The sequence below is a fragment of the Ruegeria sp. CE9 genome, assembly GCF_056537425.1.
This window is the reverse complement of record NZ_JBQFRO010000011.1, coordinates 62925-86761: the sequence shown is the minus strand read 5'-3', so window position 1 is coordinate 86761 and position 23837 is coordinate 62925. Positions and strand designations below refer to the sequence as shown.

General features: G+C 56.0%; 24 protein-coding genes. 12 read left to right on the top strand and 12 right to left on the bottom strand.

From position 1 onward, the window contains the following. Positions 1-2256 (bottom strand): NADP-dependent malic enzyme, encoded by a 2256-nt coding sequence (locus ACR0B3_RS18560; protein ID WP_480810419.1) that lies wholly within the window; start codon positions 2254-2256, stop codon positions 1-3. Between the two features lie 160 nt (positions 2257-2416). Here ACR0B3_RS18560 and mutS point away from each other — a divergent pair, with 160 nt between their 5' ends. Next, positions 2417-5032 carry a DNA mismatch repair protein MutS gene (gene mutS, locus ACR0B3_RS18555; protein ID WP_480810418.1) on the top strand — a complete coding sequence of 872 codons (2616 nt, stop codon included), beginning with the start codon at positions 2417-2419 and terminating at the stop codon, positions 5030-5032. A gap of 58 nt (positions 5033-5090) precedes the next feature. On the opposite strand, the gene ACR0B3_RS18550 is transcribed toward mutS, so the two are convergent. After that, positions 5091-5654, bottom strand: coding sequence for a nucleotide exchange factor GrpE (locus ACR0B3_RS18550; protein WP_480810347.1), 564 nt, complete (start codon positions 5652-5654; stop codon positions 5091-5093). Between the two features lie 10 nt (positions 5655-5664). Further along, positions 5665-6729, bottom strand: coding sequence for a heat-inducible transcriptional repressor HrcA (gene hrcA, locus ACR0B3_RS18545; protein ID WP_480810346.1), 1065 nt, complete (start codon positions 6727-6729; stop codon positions 5665-5667). A 112-nt stretch (positions 6730-6841) separates the two neighbouring features. On the opposite strand from hrcA, the gene rph reads away from it, so the two are divergent. Genes rph through ACR0B3_RS18525 form a run of 4 tightly spaced genes read left to right on the top strand, consistent with a single transcriptional unit; the run spans position 6842 to position 9667 of the window. Continuing rightward, complete coding sequence (gene rph / locus ACR0B3_RS18540; RefSeq protein ID WP_480810345.1) at positions 6842-7555, top strand: ribonuclease PH; 714 nt, start codon at positions 6842-6844, stop codon at positions 7553-7555. Next, the gene (rdgB, locus tag ACR0B3_RS18535; protein WP_480810344.1) at positions 7552-8166 is read left to right on the top strand and encodes an RdgB/HAM1 family non-canonical purine NTP pyrophosphatase; all 615 of its coding nucleotides are present in this window, start codon (positions 7552-7554) and stop codon (positions 8164-8166) included. Before rph ends, rdgB begins: the two co-directional genes overlap by 4 nt. After that, on the top strand, positions 8156-9310 hold the full coding sequence (gene hemW / locus ACR0B3_RS18530) for a radical SAM family heme chaperone HemW (protein ID WP_480810343.1): 1155 nt from the start codon (positions 8156-8158) through the stop codon (positions 9308-9310). The genes rdgB and hemW overlap by 11 nt, the downstream gene beginning before the upstream one ends. A gap of 3 nt (positions 9311-9313) precedes the next feature. Next, complete coding sequence (locus tag ACR0B3_RS18525) at positions 9314-9667, top strand: YbaN family protein (protein WP_170684724.1); 354 nt, start codon at positions 9314-9316, stop codon at positions 9665-9667. On the opposite strand, the gene ACR0B3_RS18520 is transcribed toward ACR0B3_RS18525, so the two are convergent. The 7 genes from ACR0B3_RS18520 to ACR0B3_RS18490 all read right to left on the bottom strand — a co-directional run bounded on the left by ACR0B3_RS18520 (position 9657) and on the right by ACR0B3_RS18490 (position 17029). Then, positions 9657-10550, bottom strand: a complete 894-nt coding sequence (locus tag ACR0B3_RS18520; protein ID WP_480810342.1) for a ParB/RepB/Spo0J family partition protein — start codon at positions 10548-10550, stop codon at positions 9657-9659. The two genes, ACR0B3_RS18525 and ACR0B3_RS18520, sit on opposite strands and share 11 nt — an antisense overlap. A gap of 20 nt (positions 10551-10570) precedes the next feature. After that, complete coding sequence (locus ACR0B3_RS18515) at positions 10571-11374, bottom strand: ParA family protein (RefSeq protein ID WP_480810341.1); 804 nt, start codon at positions 11372-11374, stop codon at positions 10571-10573. Beyond that, on the bottom strand, positions 11367-11990 hold the full coding sequence (gene rsmG / locus ACR0B3_RS18510; RefSeq protein ID WP_480810340.1) for a 16S rRNA (guanine(527)-N(7))-methyltransferase RsmG: 624 nt from the start codon (positions 11988-11990) through the stop codon (positions 11367-11369). The genes ACR0B3_RS18515 and rsmG overlap by 8 nt, the downstream gene beginning before the upstream one ends. Next, entirely contained in the window at positions 11987-13855 is a 1869-nt protein-coding gene (mnmG, locus tag ACR0B3_RS18505) for a tRNA uridine-5-carboxymethylaminomethyl(34) synthesis enzyme MnmG (protein ID WP_480810339.1), read from the bottom strand. Before mnmG ends, rsmG begins: the two co-directional genes overlap by 4 nt. 12 nt (positions 13856-13867) lie before the next feature. After that, positions 13868-15154 (bottom strand): tRNA uridine-5-carboxymethylaminomethyl(34) synthesis GTPase MnmE, encoded by a 1287-nt coding sequence (gene mnmE, locus ACR0B3_RS18500; RefSeq protein WP_480810338.1) that lies wholly within the window; start codon positions 15152-15154, stop codon positions 13868-13870. A gap of 31 nt (positions 15155-15185) precedes the next feature. Next, on the bottom strand, positions 15186-16457 hold the full coding sequence (gene rho, locus ACR0B3_RS18495) for a transcription termination factor Rho (RefSeq protein WP_170684712.1): 1272 nt from the start codon (positions 16455-16457) through the stop codon (positions 15186-15188). A gap of 122 nt (positions 16458-16579) precedes the next feature. After that, complete coding sequence (locus tag ACR0B3_RS18490; RefSeq protein ID WP_480810337.1) at positions 16580-17029, bottom strand: CopD family protein; 450 nt, start codon at positions 17027-17029, stop codon at positions 16580-16582. Positions 17030-17434: 405 nt separating this feature from the next. Between ACR0B3_RS18490 and ACR0B3_RS18485 the strand changes: the two genes are divergently transcribed. The 4 genes from ACR0B3_RS18485 to dnaQ are packed head-to-tail and all read left to right on the top strand — an operon-like array spanning position 17435 to position 20169. Further along, positions 17435-18034: a Maf family protein gene (locus ACR0B3_RS18485; RefSeq protein ID WP_480810336.1), complete on the top strand. Its 600-nt coding sequence runs from the start codon at positions 17435-17437 to the stop codon at positions 18032-18034. Beyond that, positions 18031-18864 (top strand): shikimate dehydrogenase, encoded by an 834-nt coding sequence (locus ACR0B3_RS18480; protein ID WP_480810335.1) that lies wholly within the window; start codon positions 18031-18033, stop codon positions 18862-18864. The genes ACR0B3_RS18485 and ACR0B3_RS18480 overlap by 4 nt, the downstream gene beginning before the upstream one ends. Next, complete coding sequence (gene coaE, locus ACR0B3_RS18475) at positions 18861-19454, top strand: dephospho-CoA kinase (protein ID WP_480810334.1); 594 nt, start codon at positions 18861-18863, stop codon at positions 19452-19454. The genes ACR0B3_RS18480 and coaE overlap by 4 nt, the downstream gene beginning before the upstream one ends. Next, entirely contained in the window at positions 19447-20169 is a 723-nt protein-coding gene (gene dnaQ, locus ACR0B3_RS18470; protein ID WP_480810333.1) for a DNA polymerase III subunit epsilon, read from the top strand. The genes coaE and dnaQ overlap by 8 nt, the downstream gene beginning before the upstream one ends. 25 nt (positions 20170-20194) lie before the next feature. On the opposite strand, the gene secB is transcribed toward dnaQ, so the two are convergent. After that, positions 20195-20698: a protein-export chaperone SecB gene (secB, locus tag ACR0B3_RS18465; protein ID WP_170684700.1), complete on the bottom strand. Its 504-nt coding sequence runs from the start codon at positions 20696-20698 to the stop codon at positions 20195-20197. Between the two features lie 54 nt (positions 20699-20752). Next, complete coding sequence (locus ACR0B3_RS18460) at positions 20753-21253, bottom strand: FxsA family protein (RefSeq protein WP_480810332.1); 501 nt, start codon at positions 21251-21253, stop codon at positions 20753-20755. A gap of 108 nt (positions 21254-21361) precedes the next feature. On the opposite strand from ACR0B3_RS18460, the gene ACR0B3_RS18455 reads away from it, so the two are divergent. From ACR0B3_RS18455 to ACR0B3_RS18445, 3 genes are read left to right on the top strand one after another with little or no spacing between them, the layout of a single operon-like run. Further along, positions 21362-22021: a Tim44/TimA family putative adaptor protein gene (locus tag ACR0B3_RS18455; RefSeq protein WP_170684697.1), complete on the top strand. Its 660-nt coding sequence runs from the start codon at positions 21362-21364 to the stop codon at positions 22019-22021. Next, positions 22018-23058, top strand: coding sequence for a murein transglycosylase A (gene mltA, locus ACR0B3_RS18450; protein WP_480810331.1), 1041 nt, complete (start codon positions 22018-22020; stop codon positions 23056-23058). The genes ACR0B3_RS18455 and mltA overlap by 4 nt, the downstream gene beginning before the upstream one ends. Continuing rightward, complete coding sequence (locus tag ACR0B3_RS18445) at positions 23058-23645, top strand: Smr/MutS family protein (protein ID WP_480810330.1); 588 nt, start codon at positions 23058-23060, stop codon at positions 23643-23645. Before mltA ends, ACR0B3_RS18445 begins: the two co-directional genes overlap by 1 nt. Positions 23646-23837 lie beyond the last annotated feature (192 nt).

Sequence of the window (23837 nt, the reverse complement as noted above, 5' to 3'; positions counted from 1 at the left end):
TCACCCGATATCGCAGGAGGCCAGAATGGCCATGTTCAGAATATCATTCGCGGTTGAAACCGTCGAACAGATCTGGATCGGCTTGTTCACACCGGACAGGATTGGGCCAATCACAGTGGCCCCGCCCATTTCCTGCATCAGCTTTGTCGAAATCGACGCCGAGTGCCGCGCCGGGACGATCAGAATATTGGCCGGTCCGGTCAGACGTTGGAAAGGGTACGCAGCTTGTTGATCGACATTCAGGGCCACATCAACCGTCATCTCGCCCTCGTATTCAAAATCAACGCCACGCTGATCCAGAACCGCAGGCGCGCGATGCATTTTCTCGGCACGCTCAGACACCGGGTAACCGAAGGTCGAAAAGCTCACAAACGCCGCCCGAGGTTCCAGCCCCATATGGCGCGCCACCGCTGCGGCGCGTTCGGCAATATTGGCCAAGTCGTTTTCATCGGGCCATTCATGCACCAGCGTGTCGCCAATCAGAACGATCCGTCCTTTGTGCAAGACGGCGGTGACCCCTGCCGCGCCATGGGCGGCATCCGCATCAAACACATGGTTGATACGGTCAAGCACATGGGCCGACTTACGCGTTGCACCGGTCACCAGACCATCCGCATGGCCATGCGCCAACATTAGAGACGAAAAGACGTGCCGATCCCGTGCCGCGAGGCGGTGAATATCTTTGTGATCAAAGCCCTTACGCTGCAGGCGCTGATACAGAAAATCCTTGTAGGTCTCCAAATGCGTGGTATTGGCAGCGTTCACCACATCAATCTCACGCACCGCATCCCCCAGACCTGCGGCTTCGAGCTTTTCTTTCACATCATCTGGCCGCCCAATGACCAGCGCCTTACCAAATCCCGAGCGCTGATACATGACCGCGGCGCGCAGGACGCGTGGATCGTCACCTTCGGCAAAGATCATCCGGCTTTGCGCCTGACGCGCGCGTGCGTTCAGGCCGCGCAGGATGCTGGCCGTCGGGTCCATGCGGGATTTCAGGCTCAGCTCATAGGCGTCCATATCGATGATCGGACGACGGGCTGCGCCCGTATCCATCCCGGCCTTGGCGACGGCGGGTGGAATGCGGTGGATCAAGCGCGGATCAAATGGGGTCGGGATGATATAGTCACGGCCAAAGGTCAGCGATTTACCATAAGCCATGGCAACTTCATCCGGCACATCCTCGCGCGCCAGACGCGCCAATGCGTGTGCACAGGCAATTTTCATTTCGTCATTGATCGCACGCGCATGGATGTCCAGCGCACCGCGGAACAGGTAGGGGAACCCCAATACGTTGTTGACCTGATTGGGATAATCGCTGCGCCCTGTGGCAACGATGGCGTCCACACGGACCTCATGCGCCTCTTCCGGCGTGATTTCCGGATCGGGGTTCGCCATCGCAAAGATCACCGGATTGTCAGCCATACTGGCGACCATTTCTTGCGTCACCGCACCTTTGACAGATACGCCCAGGAACACATCCGCGCCCTTCATGGCCTCTTCCAGAGTGCGCAGGTCCGTAGTGATGGCGTGGGCCGACTTCCACTGGTTCATGCCCTCGGTCCGGCCCTGATAGATCACGCCTTTGGTGTCGCAGACGATGCAATTCTCATGCCGCGCACCCATGGCTTTGAGCAGTTCGATACAGGCAATCCCAGCAGCCCCCGCACCATTCAGGACGATTTTAACATCTTCGATCTTTTTGCCTGAGATATGCAGCGCGTTCAGCAAACCCGCCGCACAAATCACCGCCGTGCCATGCTGGTCATCGTGGAAGACCGGGATATCCATTTCTTCCTTCAGGCGCTGTTCAATGATGAAACACTCCGGCGCCTTGATGTCCTCAAGGTTAATCCCGCCAAAGGTCGGCCCCATCAGGCGCACGGCACGGCAAAACTCATCCGGGTCTTCAGTGTCCAGTTCGATATCGATCGAGTTCACATCGGCGAACCGTTTGAACAGAACCGATTTCCCTTCCATGACGGGTTTCGAGCCCAGCGCGCCCAGGTTCCCAAGGCCCAGAACCGCAGTTCCGTTCGAGATCACGGCGACCAGATTACCCTTATTCGTATAGTCATACGCCGTCTCGGGCGCCTCGGCGATGGCTTCACATGGTACCGCAACGCCGGGGCTGTAGGCCAGCGACAGATCGCGCTGCGTGGTCATAGGTACGGTCGCCTGCACCTCCCACTTGCCGGGGGTGGGATCCAGGTGAAAGGCCAGCGCCTCTTCTTTGGTGATCTTCGCTTTGGGCATCTTTTCGGTCGTTTCCATGGCTTAAGGGCTGTTGCGTCATAGCGCAGGCAAGGCCGCGCCTCAACGAGAATACTTTTCGCCTTTCACAGCCAAGGCCGGGTTTGTAAGGTCGCGACCGGAATACGCCAGAAGGGGGCCGGTTTTGTCCACAGTCACGCCGATGATGGCGCAGTACCTTGAGATCAAAGAGGCTCATGCTGACGCCCTGCTGTTTTACCGTATGGGCGATTTCTATGAGATGTTTTTCGAGGATGCGGTGAACGCGGCCGAGGCGCTGGACATCGCCTTAACCAAGCGCGGCAAACACAATGGCGAAGATATCCCGATGTGTGGCGTACCCGTGCATTCGGCCGAGGGCTATTTGCTGACCCTGATCCGCAAAGGATTTCGCGTCGCGGTTTGCGAACAGATGGAAAGCCCGGCGGAGGCGAAGAAAAGAGGCTCTAAATCAGTCGTAAAGCGCGATGTTGTTCGTCTGGTGACACCCGGCACGTTAACCGAAGATGCCCTGCTGGAGGCGCGCCGCCATAACTTTCTGGCCGCCTATGCCGAGGTGCGGGACGAAGCCGCGCTGGCCTGGGCCGATATCTCAACCGGTGCGTTCCACGTGATGCCGCTGACGTCGGTTCGGCTCAGCCCCGAGCTAGCGCGGCTGGCCCCGTCTGAGTTGATCGTGGTTGGTGGGTCCGAGGAAAAGCTGCATGAGCCCGTTGTGGACCTTGGCATATCGCTTACCCCGATCGGACGCGCCAGTTTTGACAGTACGGCTGCTGAAAAACGCATCTGCGGGCTGTTTCATGTGGGCGCGCTGGATGCGTTTGGAAATTTTGGGCGCGCCGAAGTGTCTGCGATGGGTGCTCTGATCGACTATCTAGAGATCACGCAAAAGGGCAAACTGCCCCTGCTGCAAACGCCACTGAAAGAATCCGAAGATCGCGTGGTTCAGATCGATGCCGCCACGCGGCGCAATCTGGAACTGACCCGGTCGCTGTCAGGTGGTCGCGCTGGTTCGCTGCTGTCGGTCGTCGATCGTACCGTCACACCTGGCGGTGCGCGGCTGCTGGAACAACGCCTGTCGAGTCCCTCGCGCAATCTGGATGTGATCCACGCCCGACTAAACGCGGTAAGCTTTGCAGCCGAGGACAGCCTGATCGCCTCGGACCTGCGCGAGGCTTTGCGCAAAACACCCGATCTGGATCGCGCCTTGTCTCGCCTATCACTGGAGCGCGGCGGCCCGCGGGATCTGGCGGCAATCCGCAATGGATTGGCCCAAGCCGCAGCAATTGCCGAGACTTGCGCCTCAAAGGAGCTACCGGTTCTGCTCGCCACCGCCGTTCAGAACCTTGTCGGATTTGACGATCTGTTGGCCTTGCTGGACGATGCGCTGGTTGCCCTTCCACCCTTGCTGGCACGGGATGGCAGCTTTATCGCACCCGGTTTTGATCCAGAGCTTGATGAGGCACGTACCCTGCGTGATGAAGGCCGTTCGGTTATCGCGGGTTTCCAGCAAAAATATGCAGAACACACCGGCATCACGTCGCTGAAGATTAAGCACAACAACGTGCTGGGCTATTTCATTGAAACTACAGCCACCCATGCCGAGAAAATGCTGAACCCACCGTTCAGTGAAACCTATATCCATCGCCAGACCACCGCCAATCAGGTACGCTTCACAACGGTGGAGCTGTCCGAGATCGAAACACGAATTCTGAATGCGGGCAATCGGGCGCTGGAGATTGAAAAACGGCTCTATCAAAGGCTTTCTGGCGCAATTCTAGAGCTTGCCGCACGGCTGAATCAGGCCGCGCGCGGGTTGGCCGAATTGGATTTGACCACCGCGCTGGCTGATCTGGCGCGCGGTGAAAGCTGGTGCCGCCCAAAGGTCGACGGATCCCGGGCCTTTGACATTCACGGGGGGCGACACCCAGTGGTCGAGCACGCCCTACGGCAGCAAAACGGCGATGCTTTCATCGCAAATGACTGCGATCTGAGCGCCGATACTGGTGCCGCTATCTGGTTGCTCACCGGCCCCAACATGGCCGGCAAATCGACCTTCCTGCGCCAAAACGCCCTGATCGCCCTACTGGCCCAAATGGGCAGCTATGTTCCGGCAGAACAGGCGCATGTCGGGCTGGTCAGCCAACTTTTCAGTCGCGTCGGAGCCTCAGACGATCTGGCCCGCGGCCGCTCGACTTTTATGGTCGAAATGGTTGAAACGGCTGCGATCCTGAATCAAGCAGACGACCGGGCGCTCGTCATCCTCGACGAAATCGGCCGCGGCACCGCCACCTATGATGGCTTGTCTATCGCCTGGGCCACGCTGGAACATCTGCACGCAGCCAACCAATGCCGCGCATTGTTCGCCACCCACTACCATGAACTGACGGCGCTCGCTGGTAGCCTGGACGGCGTAGAAAATGCAACCGTTGCCGTCAAAGAGTGGGAAGGTGAGGTCATCTTTCTGCACGAAGTCCACAAGGGTGCAGCTGATCGGTCTTACGGCGTTCAGGTGGCTCAATTGGCTGGCCTTCCCACTTCGGTCGTAGACCGGGCGCGTATCGTGTTGGACCAATTGGAAAAAACGGAGCGTGAAGGTGGCAAGCAAAAGGCTTTGATTGATGACCTGCCGCTGTTTTCAGCCGCGCCATCACCGCCGCCACCCGCTCCAAAGTCCTCGCCCGTAACCGATATGCTGGAAAGCGTCCTTCCTGACGAACTCACCCCCCGCGAAGCGCTCGACCTGATTTACAAATTGAAAGAGGCGGCCAAACCCTAACCGCCCCTTCATCTTTTCACAAATACTCTCGCCGAAGGCTTGGCTTGCCAAAGGCCAATCAGCTTGCGGGCATCGACGACACGCCAACCTGCGCCGGGCGCAGCAAACGGTCGTGCAGCATGAACCCTTCGGCTGAAACCTGAATGATGTCGCCGGCCTTGGTTCCGGGCACCGGGGCCTCGAACATCGCCTCATGCACATTTGGATCAAACCGATCACCCACTTCAGGAGTGATCACCTCGATCCCATGTTTCTGGAAGACATCCTTCAGCGCCCGCATGGTCAGTTCGACACCTTCCAGCAAGCCCGCGGCTACTTCTTTTTGCTCGTCCGTCGCAGCCTCAAGCGCGCGCTTCATGTTGTCGTAAACCGGCAGCATATCGCGGGCCAGCTTCGACCCGCCGTACTGTTCCGCATCCCGACGCGCCTTGTCGCCGCGTTTGCGCGCGTTCTCGGCATCGGCTAGCGCACGCATGAATTTGTCTTTGTAATCATCGCGCTCTGCGCGCAGTTGATCGACCTCAAGCGCCTCATCGCTGATCTCAGCAAATTCCTCGGCAAACTCCTCCGCCTCAGCGGACATGATGTCGTCCAGAAAATCTTCGTTCTTGGGCTCTGCCATCTCTTACCCTCTAGCTCCGGTCGGAAATCAGCTTGCCAACCAGTTGCGCCGTATAATCCACGATCGGCACGATCCGTCCGTAATTCAGACGAGTGGGCCCGATGACCCCTACCGCACCGATTATCTTACGATCAGCGTTCATATATGGAGACACCACCAAAGAGGAACCCGAAAGTGAGAAAAGTTTGTTCTCAGAGCCAATAAAAATGCGCACACCCTCTCCTTCCTCGGTCAATTCAAGGAATTCAGCGATGTCACGTTTGCGCTCAAGGTCATCAAACAGGGTGCGGATTCGGTCAAGCTCTTCCGCTTGGCCTGGCTCATTCAACAGATTCGCCCGTCCGCGCACAATCAACCGGGCCGAGTCGCCGCCATCCCCGTCCCAGGCGGCAATGCCGCTTTCAACCATTTCACGCGCCAAAACATCGATTTCCTGCTTCCGCGCATCGATCTGTGACAGCATCTGACGGCGCACTTCGCTTAGCGTGCGCCCTTCGATCAATGCATTGAGGAAGTTCGCAGCCTCACGCATCGAACTTGGTGTCTGCCCGGGCGGAGGTGTGAACAGCCGGTTTTCCACCTGCCCGTCCGAAAACACAAGAACCACCAGTGCACGATCATGACCAAGCGAGACGAACTCGATATGTTTGATTTCGGCCTCGTGCTTAGGTGTCAGAACCAGTGAAGCCCCTTGAGTCACGCGCGATAGCGCCGCGCCCACACGATCCAGCATACCGCCCACATCGCCCGCGTTAGAACCTAATGTCTCGTCCAGTTTCTGCCGATCATCCGCACCCAGATCACCCATTTCCAGCAAGCCGTCTACGAACATCCGCAACCCTTGCTGGGTTGGAATACGACCCGCACTGACATGAGGGCTGTCGAGCAGACCCAGAAATTCCAGATCCTGCATCACATTGCGGACGGTTGCGGCGCTGACTTTTTCGGACAAAGTACGCGTGAGAGTCCGGCTGCCCACGGGCTCACCGCTTTCCAGATAGCTCTCGACAATCAACCGGAACACCTCACGCGACCGGTCGTTCATCTCGTCCAGAATTTTGCTCGCTTCGCTCATCGGCGGCTCCCTGCTGGGTCGTCATTAAATCGCAGGAAAATGAAAGGTCAATCGGGGTTGCATCGTAACGCTTGTGGGCGTTATCCCCAAGCCAGCAGATAAAGGAATTCCCATGCGACCCTCAGGACGTGATCTAAACGAAATGCGCGCCGTTTCAATTGAGACGGGGTTCACCAAACATGCCGAAGGCTCTTGCCTGATCAAGATGGGTGACACCCATGTACTGTGCACCGCCACGATCGAGGACCGCGTGCCACCGTTCATCAAAGGCTCGGGGCTTGGCTGGGTCACTGCAGAATACGGCATGTTGCCCCGCGCGACCAATACCCGGATGCGGCGCGAGGCTGCCAGCGGCAAACAAGGTGGCCGCACGGTTGAGATTCAACGCCTGATCGGCCGCGCCTTCCGCGCCGGTGTGGATCGGGTTGCGTTGGGTGAGCGTCAGATCACCGTTGACTGTGACGTCATCCAGGCCGATGGCGGTACTCGCTGTGCTTCAATCACCGGCGGTTGGGTGGCACTGCGCCTTGCCGTGAACAAGCTGATGAAAACGGGCGATGTGATATCTGATCCTTTGTTAGACCCTGTTGCGGCCGTGTCCTGCGGAATTTATGCCGGCCAACCCGTGCTGGATCTGGACTATCCCGAAGATAGCGAAGCGGGCGTGGACGGCAACTTCATCATGACCGGTTCCGGTAAGCTGATCGAAGTGCAGATGAGTGCCGAAGGATCCGTTTTCAGCCGCGCGCAGATGGATCAGTTGATGGATCTGGCCGAAAAAGGCGTTGCCGAACTGGCGGCTGCACAGAAAGCCGCCACCGCATGATCCGCAGGTTCGATGGTGACCGGTTGCTGGTCGCCACCCACAACAAAGGCAAGCTTGAGGAGATGGCGCATCTGCTTGAGCCCTTCGGCGTGACGGTTGTCGGCGCGGGCGAAATGAACCTGCCCGAACCGGAAGAGACCGAGGACACCTTCGTCGGCAACGCCCGGATCAAGGCACATGCCGCCGCCAAGGCCACAGGTCTGCCCGCCCTGTCAGACGATTCCGGGATCACAATCGACGCGCTGGACGGTGCGCCCGGTGTCTACACTGCTGATTGGGCCGAAACCGGCAATGGCCGCGATTTCCTGATGGCCATGACACGCGCGCATGATGAGCTTGAGGCGAAGAACGCGCCTCATCCACGTACGGCTCAGTTTCGCTGCACGCTGGTTCTGGCCTGGCCGGACGGGCATGACGAGGTGTTCGAGGGCATCGCACCCGGACATCTGACCTGGCCGATCCGTGGCAAGGACGGGTTCGGGTATGACCCGATGTTTGTCCCCGAGGGACACGACATTACCTTTGCCGAGATGGATCGCTGGGAAAAGAACAAGATCAGCCATCGCGGCCGCGCGGTTGAGATGTTCGTGAAAGGCTGCTTTGGCGGATGATTGGCGCAACGGGGGCTTTGGCCTGTATGTGCATTGGCCCTTTTGCGAGGCCAAATGCCCCTATTGCGATTTCAACAGCCATGTTTCAAAGAATATTGATCAAAAACACTGGCTTGAGTGTTATCTACGTGAGTTGAAACGCTCTGCCGCCGAGACGCCAAATCGGGTGTTGAACACGATCTTCTTCGGCGGCGGAACTCCATCGTTGATGGCCCCCGAGACTGTCTCTGCCATCATCGACGAAGCCCGCGCCCTTTGGCGACCCGCCAACGATATGGAGATTACGCTTGAGGCCAACCCCGGTTCGGTCGAAGCCGGAAGATTTGCAGCCTATCGTGATGCTGGTGTAAACCGCATCTCGATGGGAGTGCAGGCCCTAAACGATGAAGACCTTCGCCGTCTGGGCCGAATTCACACATTGGCCGAGGCCCGCGCCGCTTTTGATATCGCGCGTAACTGTTTTGACCGTGTCAGTTTTGACCTGATCTATGCCCGCCAGCACCAGACCCTGGACGCCTGGCGTGCCGAGTTGATCGAGGCATTGTCGATGGCGGTGGATCACCTGTCACTATATCAACTGACCATCGAAGACGGCACCGCCTTTGGCGACCGCTATGCTATCGGCAAGCTGCGTGGTCTGCCCGAAGATGACAGCGCCGCTGATATGTATCTGACCACGCAAGAGGTCTGCGAAGCACATGGGCTGCCCGCTTATGAAGTTTCAAACCACGCCCGGCCCGGAGCCGAATCTCAGCACAATCTGATCTATTGGCGCTATGGCGATTACGTTGGAATCGGGCCCGGCGCGCATGGTAGGATCACCCTTGATGGCCGCAAGTTCGCGACCGAAACTCACTTGGCGCCAACGAAATGGCTGGCAGCGGTGGATCATGGGACCGGGGAAAGCAGCCGGTTTGAACTTGCGCCTTATGAGCAGGCCTCGGAATACCTTATGATGTGTCTGAGGATCACAGAAGGCCTAGATATTGAAAGGTACAAGCAACTCTCAGAAAAAGAGCTGTCGCTGGAAAAGATTGATACCCTAACTGATCTGGGCATGCTGTCACTTGAAGGCAACCAATTGCGCGCCACGTCTGATGGGCGCGCGGTGCTCAATGCCGTGATCCGCGAGCTATTGGAGTAACAGATGCAATTTCTCTGGGCCGGATTAGGGTTGTTGTGCGTTGCGCTTGCCATGATCGGAGTGGTCCTGCCTTTGCTCCCGACAGTACCGTTTCTTCTACTCGCCGCGTTTTTCTTCGCACGTTCTTCATCTCGGCTGCATAATTGGCTGCTGAGTCACCGTACATTTGGCCCACTAATTGTCGATTGGCAAAGCTCGGGCGCCATCCGACCGGCTGCAAAAAAGGCGGCTACCCTTTCGGTCGCCGCCGTATTTGGTCTGTCGTTCTTGCTTTCAGCGCCGTCACACGTCCTGATCATTCAGGCCGTCGTGTTAAGCTGCGTCATGATCTTTATCTGGACCAGACCTAACGGCTGAGCTTGGCACACAGATCATCCAGTTGATCTAGGTTTTCATAGGACAACACTACCTGTCCCGATTCCGCACCAGCCTTGTGGTTTATGCTCACCTTCATTGCCAGAATTGCAGACAAGTCTTTTTCAAGCGCGCGCGTATCTGCATCTTTCCCTGCATTCAAGTTACGGGACTTTGGCGCCGGCCTGTCATCACCACTTTGCTGCTTCTTTACCAATGCCTCGGTCGCGCGTACTGAGAGCCCGTCGCGAACCACTTGTTTGGCCAATTCTGAAGGGTTTTCCGCTGTGATCAGAGCCCGCGCGTGTCCAGCGGACAATTTTCCTTCAATAACAAGGCTTTGTACATCCATCGGCAACGACAAAAGGCGCAGAAGATTGGCAATATGGCTGCGGCTTTTTCCCAAAGCTTCGGCCAATTTTTCCTGCGTGTGTCCAAAGCGATCCATCAACTGCTTGAACCCGGCGGCCTCTTCCACCGCATTCAAATCTGCGCGCTGAATATTCTCGATGATCGCGACTTCAAGCACTTCGGTATCGTCAAAATCTCGGACTATAACCGGAATATCATGGAGTTGTGCCATCTGTGCCGCGCGCCAACGGCGTTCACCGGCGACAATTTCATATTGACCACCAGCAATACTACGAACGATCAGGGGTTGGATGATACCTTTCTCTTTGACTGATGCCGAAAGCTCTTCTAGCTGCTCCTGTGCAAACCGGCGTCTGGGTTGATCAGGGTTCGCCTGCAGTTTCTCAATTGGTACAGTTAAATCAGGACGGCGCGGCTCAGACGAAATCCGGCCGTCCGCGTCCGGCGCAACATCCGCCATGAGCGCCGATAATCCGCGACCCAACCCTCGGGGTTTACCTTTCCTAGCGTTCATATTGCCCTCCTCACGGTCACTTAGACGGCGACCTTGTTGTTTTTGTACATAACTTCGCGGGCCAAATGGCGATAGGCCATCGCCCCGAGCGAACCCGAGTCATATTGCAACACCGGAAGCGCATATGAGGGCGCTTCACTGACACGCACATTTCTGGGTATCTTGGTTTTAAATACCATCTCACCCAGATTGTCACGCGCATCCTTTTCAACCTGACGGGACAAATTGTTGCGGTTGTCATACATGGTCAACACAACACCTTCGATTCGAAGGTCTGGATTGGCAGTTTGGCGAACCTCGCGAATGGTCAGCATGAGCTGTGACAATCCTTCGAGGGCAAAGAATTCGCTCTGCAGCGGCACAAGTACGGAATGCGCCGCGACCATAGCGTTTACCGTCAGCAAATTCAAAGACGGCGGACAATCGATCAGTACAAAGTCCAGATCAAAAGCATCAATCGCAGTTTGACGAAGCGCATCATGCAGCAGATAGCTGCGCTTTTCGTTCGCGATCAGCTCAATATCTGCTGAACTGAGATCTACGGTCGCCGGAACCACAAAAAGATTGCTGATTTCGGTTTCCTGGACCACCGCTTCAAGCGATGCGTCATCCAGTATAAGATCGTAAGTTGTCCAATCCCGATCTTCTACCCCAAGGCCTGTAGACGCGTTTCCCTGAGGGTCAAGATCGACCACAAGAACCTTGCATCCAGCCTCGGCCAGTCCAGCTGCCAGATTGATCGCTGTCGTGGTCTTTCCAACCCCGCCCTTTTGATTGGCAACCGCGATAATCCGAGGTCCAGCAGGACGAGACAGATCAACCACGAGTAACTCCTTTGATTTTCAGGATAACAGCTTGGGGTTCTGTTAAACTTCTAATCGGTTCGACCTGAAATTTCCATTCCTTGCGGGCGTCTTCGAGTTCTTTTTCCCAGGTCGCGCCTTTTGGCAACAAAGCCACGCCATTGTTACTTAAATGCCTGTCACAGAATGATAATAAAGTGGTCAGATCGGCCAATGCCCGCGCGGACATAACGGCCGCATTTAACGGATCAATCGCCTCAATCCGTTTGGAGATCACAGAACAGTTCGCGCCGCACTCTCTCGCCACATTGCGCAGAAAGGCTGACTTTCTTTGATCGCTTTCAACCAGTGTAAACCGGGTTTCCGGGGCAGATTCAATTGCCATGATCGCACAGACCATGCCCGGAAAGCCCCCTCCGCTACCTAAATCCACCCAATGATCTGTGGGTTCAGAAATCTGGAACACTTGTATCGAATCTTTAATGTGGCGAACCCATATATCGGCGAGGCTGTTTCGTGACACCAAATTGATTTTTGGATTCCAGCGTTCAACGAGCGATACATAGTTGGCTAGGCGCTTAAATGTTTCACGTGAAACATTTAGCGAGTCTGCGGTAACCGAATTTTGCCCGATCATGCTTTTCGGGCTTTCACATCACGCCGCAGTTTCGCCAGTACTAAAGTTAAAGCTGCAGGAGTGACGCCTTCAACCCGCCCCGCTTGGGCAATATTTGCTGGCTTAGCCTTTGAAAGCTTCTGCTTCATCTCTGAAGACAGTCCATCGAGTAGAGAATAGTCGAAATCTTGGGGGATTATATGCGCTTCATCGCGCTTCATCGCTTCGACATCTCTTTTCTGGCGCTCGATATAGTTGGCATATAATGCGTCACGCTCGACTTGGCGGCGGATCTCTGCATCCGTGTTCTCAAGTTCGGGCTCAAGCAAGACCAAATCTTCGAATGACACGTCTGGAAAAGCCAACACGGCCATTCCGTCGCGCCGATTACCATCTTGGTTGACGCTGATACCTGCAGCGTTGATTTCTTTGGGCGTGTAGGTTTTGGCCGTAAGCACATCTTTTACTGCGGAGAGTTTCTCCAGCTTTTTCTCGAACATCACGCGACGCTCTTCGCCAACACATCCCAGATCTTTGCCAATCGGAGTCAACCTTTGATCAGCGTTGTCGGCACGAAGGGATAACCGAAACTCAGCCCGCGAGGTAAACATACGATAAGGTTCGGCTACCCCACGGGTTGTCAGGTCATCAATCATCACACCAATGTAGCTGTCCGAACGGGTGAAGTGGATCGGCGATCTGGACTTTGCTTCGAGCGCAGCATTCAATCCGGCGACAAGGCCTTGTGCGGCCGCCTCCTCATATCCTGTGGTTCCGTTAATCTGACCAGCTAAATATAGCCCGGGCACGTCAGGTAACGACAGCGAAGCTGAAAGTACCCGGGGATCAACGTAATCATACTCAATCGCATAGCCCGGCTGCAGAATCTTTGCGTTTTCGAGGCCTAATATCGACTGGACATAATCAACCTGAACATCCTCGGGCAAGGATGTAGAGATTCCATTAGGATAAACCGTATGGTCTTGCAAACCCTCTGGTTCCAGAAAAATCTGGTGTGATTGCTTATCCGCAAATCGGATGATCTTATCCTCTATCGACGGGCAATATCGCGGGCCAACACCATCAATGTGCCCGCCATACATAGCGGATCGCGAGAGATTCCTCTCGATAATCTCATGCGTTCTTTCGTTGGTATGCGTGATCCCACATGCAATCTGCGGTGCCGACGGTTTTATCGACATGAACGAAAACAGGGTTGGGTCTGCATCACCATCCTGCTGTTCCAATATGTCCCAGTCGATTGTTCGCCCATCCAACCGCGGCGGTGTTCCCGTTTTCAACCTCGCCATGGGCAGACTGAAACCATCAAGGCGTTCAGCCAGCCTAACGGAAGGTCGGTCGCCCATGCGCCCGCCGGGTCTGGATACGTCACCGATGTGAATTACACCCCGCAAAAACGTGCCAGATGTCAGAATGACTGTCTGTGCTGGTATCTCTGAGCCGTCTGCCAACTTGATCCCGACCACCCGTTGACCATCCATAAGAAAGTCGGTCACTTCACCGGTTATGATCGAAAGGTTGTCTTGCTTCTGAGTTTCTTCAGCCATCGCGGCGCGATACAGGGCTCGATCCGCTTGGGCCCTTGGGCCTTGTACCGCTGGTCCTTTACGTCGATTCAACAGGCGAAACTGAATTCCAGCACGGTCCGCGGCACGCCCCATCACGCCGTCCAGCGCATCGATTTCACGTACAAGGTGCCCTTTTCCCAGGCCTCCAATTGCGGGGTTACAGGACATCACTCCTATATCCCGTTCGGACAAAGTGACCAACGCTGTGTTTGCGCCCATACGGGCTGCGGCATGGGCGGCTTCGGTACCTGCATGGCCTGCACCAATGACCGCTACATCAAATCTCGAATGTTTCACGTGAAACACTCCTTATTTTCCCAGGCAGAAACTCGCAAAGATTTCATCCAAGAGGTTTTCAACATCAATCCGACCAACCAAAGCTTCAAGAGATCGAATGGCCGTCCTCAGCTCTTCTGCGGCTATATCATACATATCCGGTCCCGATTCCAGAACCGCTTGAGCGGCGGCAAGTGAGTGCGACGCTTTAGTCATCGCAATACGATGACGCTCACGCGTTGCTATACCATGGCTTGCGGCTCGACCGCTAAGTACACACGATATATTGTCGATGAGTTCATCTATCCCCTGACCAGTTTTCCCCGAGATCCCGTTCAACGTCACACCTCGAAGGTCTGATTTCGGGAGCACATGTATATCATCGGCTTGCATTGGGACACCCAAGGCCTCTGGTGTCTCTGTTAAAAACACCCGTAGATCGGCAGCTTCCGCGCGTTTACGGGCGAGCTCAATTCCAAGATTTTCAACATGGTCTTCGGTTTCCCGCAAGCCGGCAGTATCCAACAAGGTGACGGGCAGCCCTGCCAAGTCCATTCGAACTTCGATTACATCTCGCGTGGTCCCCGCATATTCGGATGTAATTGCGGCCTCTCGTCCAGCCAGTGCATTCAGCAACGTCGACTTACCGGCATTCGGAAGACCAACGATTGCAACTTCAAATCCTGATCGTATCCGCTCGGCGATCCGAACACCTTTCGCTTCCTGAGTAAGCTCGTCCATGACCCCTGAGGTCAGCGAGCGAACTTCGGGCGTTACATCTGTCGGGACTTCTTCATCTGCAAAATCAATCACGGCTTCCAGCAAGGATGCCGCCCGTATCAGATCTTTACGCCAACGCTCAGCCAATGTACCTAACGCACCGGCTAAAATCGTCTGCGCCTGTTTTCGCTGTGCTTCCGTTTCCGCATCGATCAGATCGGCAAGACCTTCGACCTGCGCCAGGTCCATTTTTCCGTTTTCCAGCGCACGGCGCGTGAACTCACCGGGCTCTGCGAGGCGTAGGTCATCCATATCCGAAAGGGTTGCCAGAACTGCATTGACCGATGCCAAGCTGCCGTGAATCTGCAGTTCAGCCACGTCTTCGCCGGTAAAGCTGGACGGAGCCTTAAACGTAAGAACCAAACCTTCGTCCAGCCGCGCCCCATCGGACGCGTTGAGCGTTCGAACCGTCATCCCACGCGGCGGCAGGCCTCCTCCGGCCAGCTGATTGGCAGCCTTATGAGCCTGCGGGCCGGACAACCTGATCACCGCAACGCCTGCTTTGCCCTGGGCGCTGGCCAGGGCGAATATCGTATCCATTGATAGCCCCCGCGTCAGTGCCAGAACCGGATCAGGTGTTCATTGAATCGAAGAACTCGCCGTTCGTCTTGGTTTGTTTGAGCTTCGACAACAAGAACTCGATCGCGTCGGTCGTGCCCATTGGGTTGAGGATACGGCGCAGGACAAAGGTCTTGGCCAGATCACCCTTATCAACCAACAGGTCCTCTTTCCGGGTGCCGGACTTGAGGATGTCGATGGCCGGGAACACCCGCTTGTCTGCGATCTTACGATCCAAAACGATTTCCGAGTTACCCGTGCCTTTAAATTCTTCGAAGATCACTTCGTCCATCCGGCTGCCGGTATCGATCAGGGCGGTGGCGATGATGGTCAGCGAACCACCTTCTTCAATATTCCGCGCCGCACCAAAGAACCGCTTGGGTCGTTGCAGAGCATTTGCGTCCACACCACCGGTCAGAACTTTACCCGAAGACGGCACAACTGTGTTAAACGCCCTACCAAGTCTTGTGATTGAGTCGAGCAGGATAACAACATCTCGTTTATGCTCGACCAGACGCTTGGCTTTTTCGATCACCATTTCCGAGACAGCAACGTGGCGCGTAGCTGGTTCGTCAAAGGTCGAGGATACAACCTCACCCTTCACCGAGCGCTGCATATCCGTCACTTCTTCCGGGCGTTCGTCGATCAGCAGAACGATCAGGTAACACTCAGGATGGTTCTGTTCGATCGAATGCGCGATGTTCTGCAGGATGACTGTCTTACCGGTCCGCGGAGGCGCTACGATCAGCGACCGCTGCCCTTTTCCGATCGGTGATACCAGATCGATCACTCGGGCCGATTTGTCCTTGATGGTGGGATCTTCGATCTCCATTTTCAGACGCTCATCGGGGTACAGAGGCGTCAGGTTGTCAAATAAGATCTTGTGCTTGGCCTTGTCCGGATCTTCAAAGTTGATCTTGGTGACATTGGTCAGGGCAAAATAGCGCTCATTCTCGTCAGGCGCTTTGATCTCACCTTCCACCGTGTCGCCGGTGCGCAGCGAATGCTTGCGGATCATGTCGGGCGATACATAGATGTCATCTGGGCCTGGCAGATAGTTCGCCTCGGGCGAGCGTAAGAAGCCAAACCCATCCTGCAGAACCTCAAGCACCCCGTCACCACCAACGGTCCAGCCCTCATCCGCGCGTTCACGCAGAATCTGGAACATCATTTCGCCCTTGCGCATGGTCGAGGCGTTTTCGATCTCTAGGTCTTCGGCCATGGCCAGCAGATCTTTGGGGCTTTTGGCTTTCAGATCGGCCAGATTCAGGGATTCATTGGACATGATACATACCTTCACCGCTATGGGCGCGGCTTGAAGTGGAATTTCAGTACGGAAAATACGCCGCCCGGACGGGCGTGTTGTGCCCTACATATGCGCCCAGACGAGCGGAGTCAAATAGGCCTTCAGAACTTCACTACAACCGCCAGAACGATCAAAACCATCAAAATGGTCGGAACCTCGTTCATCATGCGAAACTGCCGCCCTGTGAGCTTATTTCGCCCCTCTGCGAAATCCTTGCGCCGAGCCATCAGCCAATGATGAAACCAAGTCATGCCAAGTACGGCAGCACCCTTGACCCAAGGCCATGACCAATCCCAGCCGACAATACCCGGCGTGAAGACCATGATAAGACCACAGACCCAGGCCACGATCATCGCTGGGCGCATGATCACGCGCATCAGCTTTTCTTCCATTTCAAAGAAAATCTGTTCTGCCCCATCCACTGACTGGGCCTTTTCCACGTGATAGACAAACAGTCTGGGCAAATAGAACAACCCTGCCATCCACGCGATTACGGCCATGATGTGCAATGATTTCACCCATGGAAAGATCGAGAAAAGTAAATCGGTCATTCAGGCTCCGAATGTTGTTCGGGACCCTCCCTAATAAAAAAATAAGAAAAGAAAAAGGATGATGGTTTTGTAGGGTGGTCAGATTCCGTGGATTACTTTTTTACTCATGTGTTTTCCCCAGCAAGGATAACATTGCCTATGGCTGCTCTGATTCTGTTGATGGCGAAATTAATGTAATTATTTCAATGTATTATTATCGAATTGGCGATCATGCTATGTGGATAACTGATAGGGTAAATTGGGACATCCAGGTTATCCCAAGGATTGAAGTTATCCTTGTCCCGGATGGATAGTATCCGGGCGACTCGGAGATGTTTTTGACGAAACTCTTAGGGTTGCGTGTCAACCGGAAAACCATACAAAACACCCCAGATCAGTCATCGATTTGCACACGGGGTTTTCCACATGTCTGTCCCCATCATTCTGGCTTCGGGTTCAGAAATCCGCGCGCAACTGCTGCGTAACGCAGGTGTGCCGTTTATGGTCCAGTCAGCGCGCGTGGATGAAGATACTGCAAAACGCGCATTGCTGGCTGAACAAGCCTCGCCTCGTGATATTGCAGATACTCTGGCCGAAATGAAAGCGCGCAAGGTCAGCGACAAATCCCCCGGCGCGATGGTGTTGGGCTGTGATCAGGTGTTGGATTTTGAGGGTCAGCTGCTGTCTAAGCCGGAAACGTCTGAGATGGCGCTGAAGCAATTGAAGATGATGCGGGGCAAGCGACACTCGCTGCTTTCAGCTGCGGTGATCTATCAAAATGGTGAACCGATCTGGCGGCATGTCGGGCAGGTGCGGTTGCGGATGCGGATGAGTTCGGACGCTTATCTGCGGGACTATGTTACGCGGAACTGGGATAACATTTGCCACGCAGTTGGGGCCTATAAGCTGGAAGAAGAAGGCGTACGCCTGTTCGCCACCATTGACGGAGACTATTTTAACGTCTTGGGTATGCCCCTGCTTGAGCTACTGAATTTCTTTGCGATCAAAGGTGTGATTGAACAATGACCAAGACCAAAATACCTCTGGCCGGTGTCATCGGGCACCCGATCGCGCATTCGAAGTCTCCCGTTTTGCACGGGCATTGGCTGAAATCCTACGGGCTGACCGGTAACTATATACCGATGGATGTGGCGCCAGCGGATCTGGAGCTGGTGTTGCGTACGTTGCCAAAGGCCGGCTTTGTGGGTGCCAATGTCACCGTCCCCCATAAAGAGGCGGCGTTGCGCATTGCAGATCACGTCTCGGACCGCGCCTCGGTTATTGGGGCCGCGAATACGTTGGTGTTTCGCGAGGATGGCTCGATCCATGCGGATAATACGGATGGCTATGGGTTCATACAAAACCTGCGCGGCGGTGCGCCAGATTGGGTGCCGAGCGATGGCCCTGCAGTGGTTTTTGGTGCCGGAGGTGCCGCGCGGGCTGTTTTGCAGGCATTGGCCGACGCTGGTGTGCCAGAGATTTTGCTGACCAATCGAACGCGCGCCCGTGCGGATCACCTGAAAGAGGAATTTGGCCAGCGGATCACCGTGGTTGACTGGGTGCAAGCTGGAAATGTGATCGAAAACGCGGAACTGGTGGTCAACACAACCTCATTGGGAATGCAGGGCCAGCCGGAACTGCGCGTTCCACTGGATGGGTTGCAGCCTGGAACCGTGGTGACCGATCTGGTCTACGCGCCTTTGAGAACGCGTTTGCTGGGACAGGCGGAAGAAGCCGGATGCACAACTGTCGATGGCCTTGGAATGCTGCTGCATCAGGCAGTTCCGGGATTTGAAAGGTGGTTCGGTATTCGTCCCGAGGTGAATGACGATTTGCGCGCGGCTGTGTTGGCATGAATTTTGCTCTGGGGCTGACGGGCTCGATCGGGATGGGCAAAAGCACCACCGCGCAGATGTTCGTTGATGAGGGCTGTGCGCTTTGGGATGCGGATGCGGCGGTGCATCGGCTCTACGGAAAAGGCGGAGCCGCTGTTGGACCAATGGGCGAAGCTTTTCCCGAGGCGATAATTGATGGTGCCGTCAGTCGCGACGCATTGAAGCGGATCATCGCAGCGGACACCACAGCGCTTAAGCGAATCGAGGCAATTGTGCACCCTTTGGTGGCAGCGGACCGAGCGGCATTCCGGGATGATGCCGCAGTCGATGTTCTGGTTTTTGACATTCCGTTGCTGTTCGAAACCGGAGGAGATGCCGCGATGGATGCGGTTGCCTGTGTCTCGATCCCAGCGAATGAACAGAAACGACGAGTGATGGAACGCGGCACGATGACCGAAGCGCAGTTCGAACAAATCCGCGCCAAGCAGATGCCGAATGACGAAAAATGTGCACGGTCGGATTTTGTGATCGTCACAGATACTCTGGACCATGCGCGCGCACAGGTGCAGGATATCGTCAGGCAGATACGGGCGGGGATGGCAGATGCGTGAGATCGTACTCGATACCGAGACCACAGGGTTTGATCCCGAAAGCGGCGACCGGATTGTTGAAATCGGTGCGGTTGAACTGTGGAACCACGTAGCCACGGGTGAGACCTATCATGTCTACATCAACCCCGAACGGTCCATGCCTGATGAGGCCTTTGGCGTGCATGGCATCGGCCCCGATTTGCTGGAGGCACCGCGCCCGCCGGAAAAAGGTGAGGTCACGCTGAAGGATAAGCCGGTCTTTGCCAAAGTAGGCCAGGGGTTTCGCGACTTTGTCGGTGACGCGAAGCTGGTAATCCACAACGCTTCGTTCGATATGAAATTCCTGAATGCCGAATTGGGCTGGTTGGGTGTCCCGCTGATTCCAATGGATCAGGCGATTGATACGCTGGCTATTGCCCGCAAGCGGTTCCCGGGTTCACCTGCATCACTGGATGCCCTGTGCCGCCGCTTTGGCATCGATAACTCGAACCGCGTACTGCACGGCGCTTTGCTCGACTCTGAAATTCTGGCCGAGGTGTATCTGGAGCTGATCGGAGGTCGCCAGCCAGACTTTGGCTTGTCCAACTCGACCTCAAACGCAGCCGGTGGTGCCGATGAATGGCGCCCAACGGCACGTCCTACCGCTCTGCCGTCCCGGATCACCGAGGATGAACGTGAAGCTCATCAGAAATTTGTAGAGAAACTGGGCGATAACGCCTTGTGGACCCGCGCCTGACCACAACCAGCCGCGGGTCAAAGCCTTAGGCGTCGGTCTTTTGTTCTTGCGCTGCGGCCTGACGGCGCGCCAGTTCGTTGCGATACAGGGCAACGAAATCGATGTTGTCCAGGTTGACCGGCGGATAGCCACCGTCGCGTGTGATGTCGCTGACGATACGGCGCAGGAACGGGAACAGCATGCGCGGGCATTCGATCATCAAGAACGGGTGCATCTGATCTTCGGGCACGCCTTCCACGTGGAACAGGCCGCAATAGTCGATCTCGCACAGGAACAGAACGTCTTCCAGACCCTTGGCCTTGGACGTCAGCTTTAGCTTGATTGAAACTTCGTATTGATGATCGGGCGTGCGTTTCTTCGCATCCAGATTGACTTGAACAGCAATCTCGGGCTGCACGTCGCCTGAAACGCCTTTTTGCGCCATGACATTTTCAAAGGACATATCGCGAATGAACTGTCCCAGAACACGCATCTGGATTTGCGGGGCTGCCTGTGCGGCGGTGTTTTCTGCGGGGCTTTCGTCAGCCATGAAACTTCTCCGGAAATGAAATTCGCCACTGCTTAACAAGTTGGGCCGGATAGCTCAATGCTGGTGCGGGCCCTCGACCCATTTCGAGGGCTTGGCAGGGTTCTGGCGCGGGCGAACCTCGGTGAATTCGCCATCTATCACATCGTCTCGATCAAACGGGTTTGGCCGTGATCCAAACTGGGCGCCGGTGCCCATCTGGAAGTGCGTGATGGTGGCTTTGGACTTGAGATAGCGGAACACCGCGACCCGGATGCCGGGAACAAGTAAAGCAAACCCAACAGCGTCGGTGAAAAATCCCGGTGTTAGCAGCAATACACCCGACAGCAGGATCATTGCCCCATGGGCCAGCGGTTCGGTCGGGTCGTCCAGATCGGCGAAGGATCGCTGCAGATTGGCCAGCGCCGTGCGACCTTGTGTCCGCACCAAAACAGTGCCCAGAACGGCGGTCAGAACAACAATCGCAAGTGTCGGCCATAGCCCGATCAGACCGCCAACCTGGATGAACAGGGCGATCTCGATGATCGGAACCAATAAAAAAGCCAAGAACAGGTACATATGCGGTATCCTTTAGCATGTCTCGGGCTGTGGACTTGCACCCGACTGTCACCTACATAGTGACAGAGGGCAACGTATACAAAGCCCGGGTTCTGAAATGAGGACAAAATGAACTCACCCCTGATCCAGCTTCTGGTGCTTGCCGGAATTGCCATTTTCCTGATCCTGCGGCTGAAAAGCGTGCTGGGAACACGCGAAGGTTTTGAGAAACCACCCCTGCAGCAGCAGCCAGATACCAATGGCGCACGCCGCGATTTCGAAGTGATCGAAGGCGGGCCGGATCATGACATCACTGACCATGTGGCAGAAGACAGCGAACAGGCGCAGACCCTGGCCGCGATGAAGCGGGTCGAGCCCAGCTTTTCTGTCAGCGAATTCGTACAAGGCGCGCGCGGCGCCTATGAGATGATCGTGATGGGGTTCGAAAAGGGCAATCTGGACGAAATCCAGCCCTTCTTGTCCGAAGAAGTATTTGACAGCTTTGTCTCGGTGGTTGCGGATCGCGAAGATAAGGGTCTGACCATCGAGGCCGAGTTTATCGGCGTGCGCGAAACCACTCTGGCAGACGCGTCGTTCGACAAGGATAGCAATCAGGCCGAGATCACGATGCGCTTTATCGGTGAGCTGACCTCGGTCGTGCGCGATCGTGGCGGGGATATCATCGAAGGCAATCCGAACACCGTCAAACGTCAAAAGGACAGCTGGACCTTTGCCCGCGTCATGGGCTCGGATGATCCAAACTGGCTGCTTGTCGCCACGGACGCATGATTGCAGCGCTCCGGTCGCTTTTACTGGGGGTCGTCATGACCACCGCCAGCGCCGCCGGAGCCGAGGCGACGCGATCCATCCTGTCATTCGATGACCTCGATGGCTGGGCCGCCGACGATCACGGGGCGGCCCTTTCGGTTTTTCTGAACACCTGCGGTGATCTGGATGATCCAGATTGGCAGGCGCTGTGTGGCGTAGCTCAGAGTTATGAACCTGATGCGGCGCGGGCTTTCTTCGAGCTGTTCTTTCGCCCTGTTCTGGTCGAAGACGGCGATGATGCCCTGTTCACAGGGTATTTTGAACCTGAGCTGGATGGCTCGAAAACTCCAACCGAAAAATACCGCTATCCCCTTTACCGGATGCCACCCGAAGCGCGCGAGGCGGGCCAGTGGCTCAGCCGTCGCGACCTGCTGACCAGTGACGCAATGACGGGTCGGGGCCTTGAGATTGCGTGGGTCGATGACCCGGTTGAGCTGTTCTTTCTGCAAATTCAGGGCTCAGGCCGGATTCGCTTGCCCGATGGCAGCGCAATGCGGGTTGGGTATGGCGGTGCGAACGGGCATCCTTATCGCTCAATCGGCGCGGAACTGGTCCGACGGGGTGCGCTGGGCGCGCATCAGGTCAGTGCGCAGATGATCCGGGCCTGGGTGCGTAAGAACCCCGAAGCCGGGGCCGAGCTGTTGTTTCACAATCCCTCTTACGTGTTCTTCCGTGAAGTGACACGGGTTGCGCCCGAGTTTGGGCCTTTGGGCGCCATGAACCGCTCAGTGACCACTATGCGCAGCATTGCGGCCGATCCTGCATATACGCCTTTGGGCGCGCCTGTTTGGGTTGAAAAGGATGGCAAAAACCCACTGCGGCGATTGATGATCGCGCAAGATACCGGTTCGGCCATCAAGGGCGCGCAACGCGCCGATATTTTCTTTGGCACAGGGGATGAGGCCGGGCAGGCTGCCGGTCGTTTGAAGGATCCCGGCCGTATGGTTGTGCTGCTGCCGATCCAGCGGGCCTATGCCCTGTTACCGGATGAATTCTGATGACACGGCGCAAACTGACTGCGGATGAGATCGATCTGTGGCGCAAGCTCGCCAAACAGGCTGAGCGGTTGCACCCCGAACTTCCCCAGACCGTGTATCCCACCACTCTGCCCAAGCCCAAACCGACCAAAACACCCAAGGCGCGGATCGAAACCTTCGAACTGGGTCAGACTGCACCAACCGAGCCGTCGCGGCACAACCTGAAGCCATCGATCACCGAAGGTTTGCGGGCAAATCCGGTGCAGATGGATACAAAGGCGTTTGGTCGGATGAAGCGTGGCAAGCTGAAGCCCGAAGGCAAGCTGGATCTGCACGGGATGCGGATGGCTGCGGCACATCCCGCCTTGGTGCGGTTTATCCTGACCGCGCAGGCTCAGGGCAAGCGGCTGGTGTTGGTCATTACTGGGAAAGGCAAGGATCGCGACGAACCTGGACCGATCCCAACGCCACGTGGCGTGCTGCGAAATCAGGTGCCACACTGGTTGTCGATCCCGCCTCTTGCGCAGGCGGTGCTACAGGTGACGCCCGCTCATATCAGCCATGGCGGAGATGGGGCTTACTACGTTTATCTCCGGCGCGTGCGTTAGAATTCGCGTGCGATTCATCTATGCGATTCGATCCGAATTGCGCGGGAACCGCGATCGTAGCAGACAGTGATATTGACCAGACCTAGCTAGGTCCGGACGACCCACGACCAGTAGCGGATATCGCAAAGGCATTGAAACAATGCCGCCTTGTCCGAGGCTTGTGAGATAGTACTTAACACCACAACCAGAGCG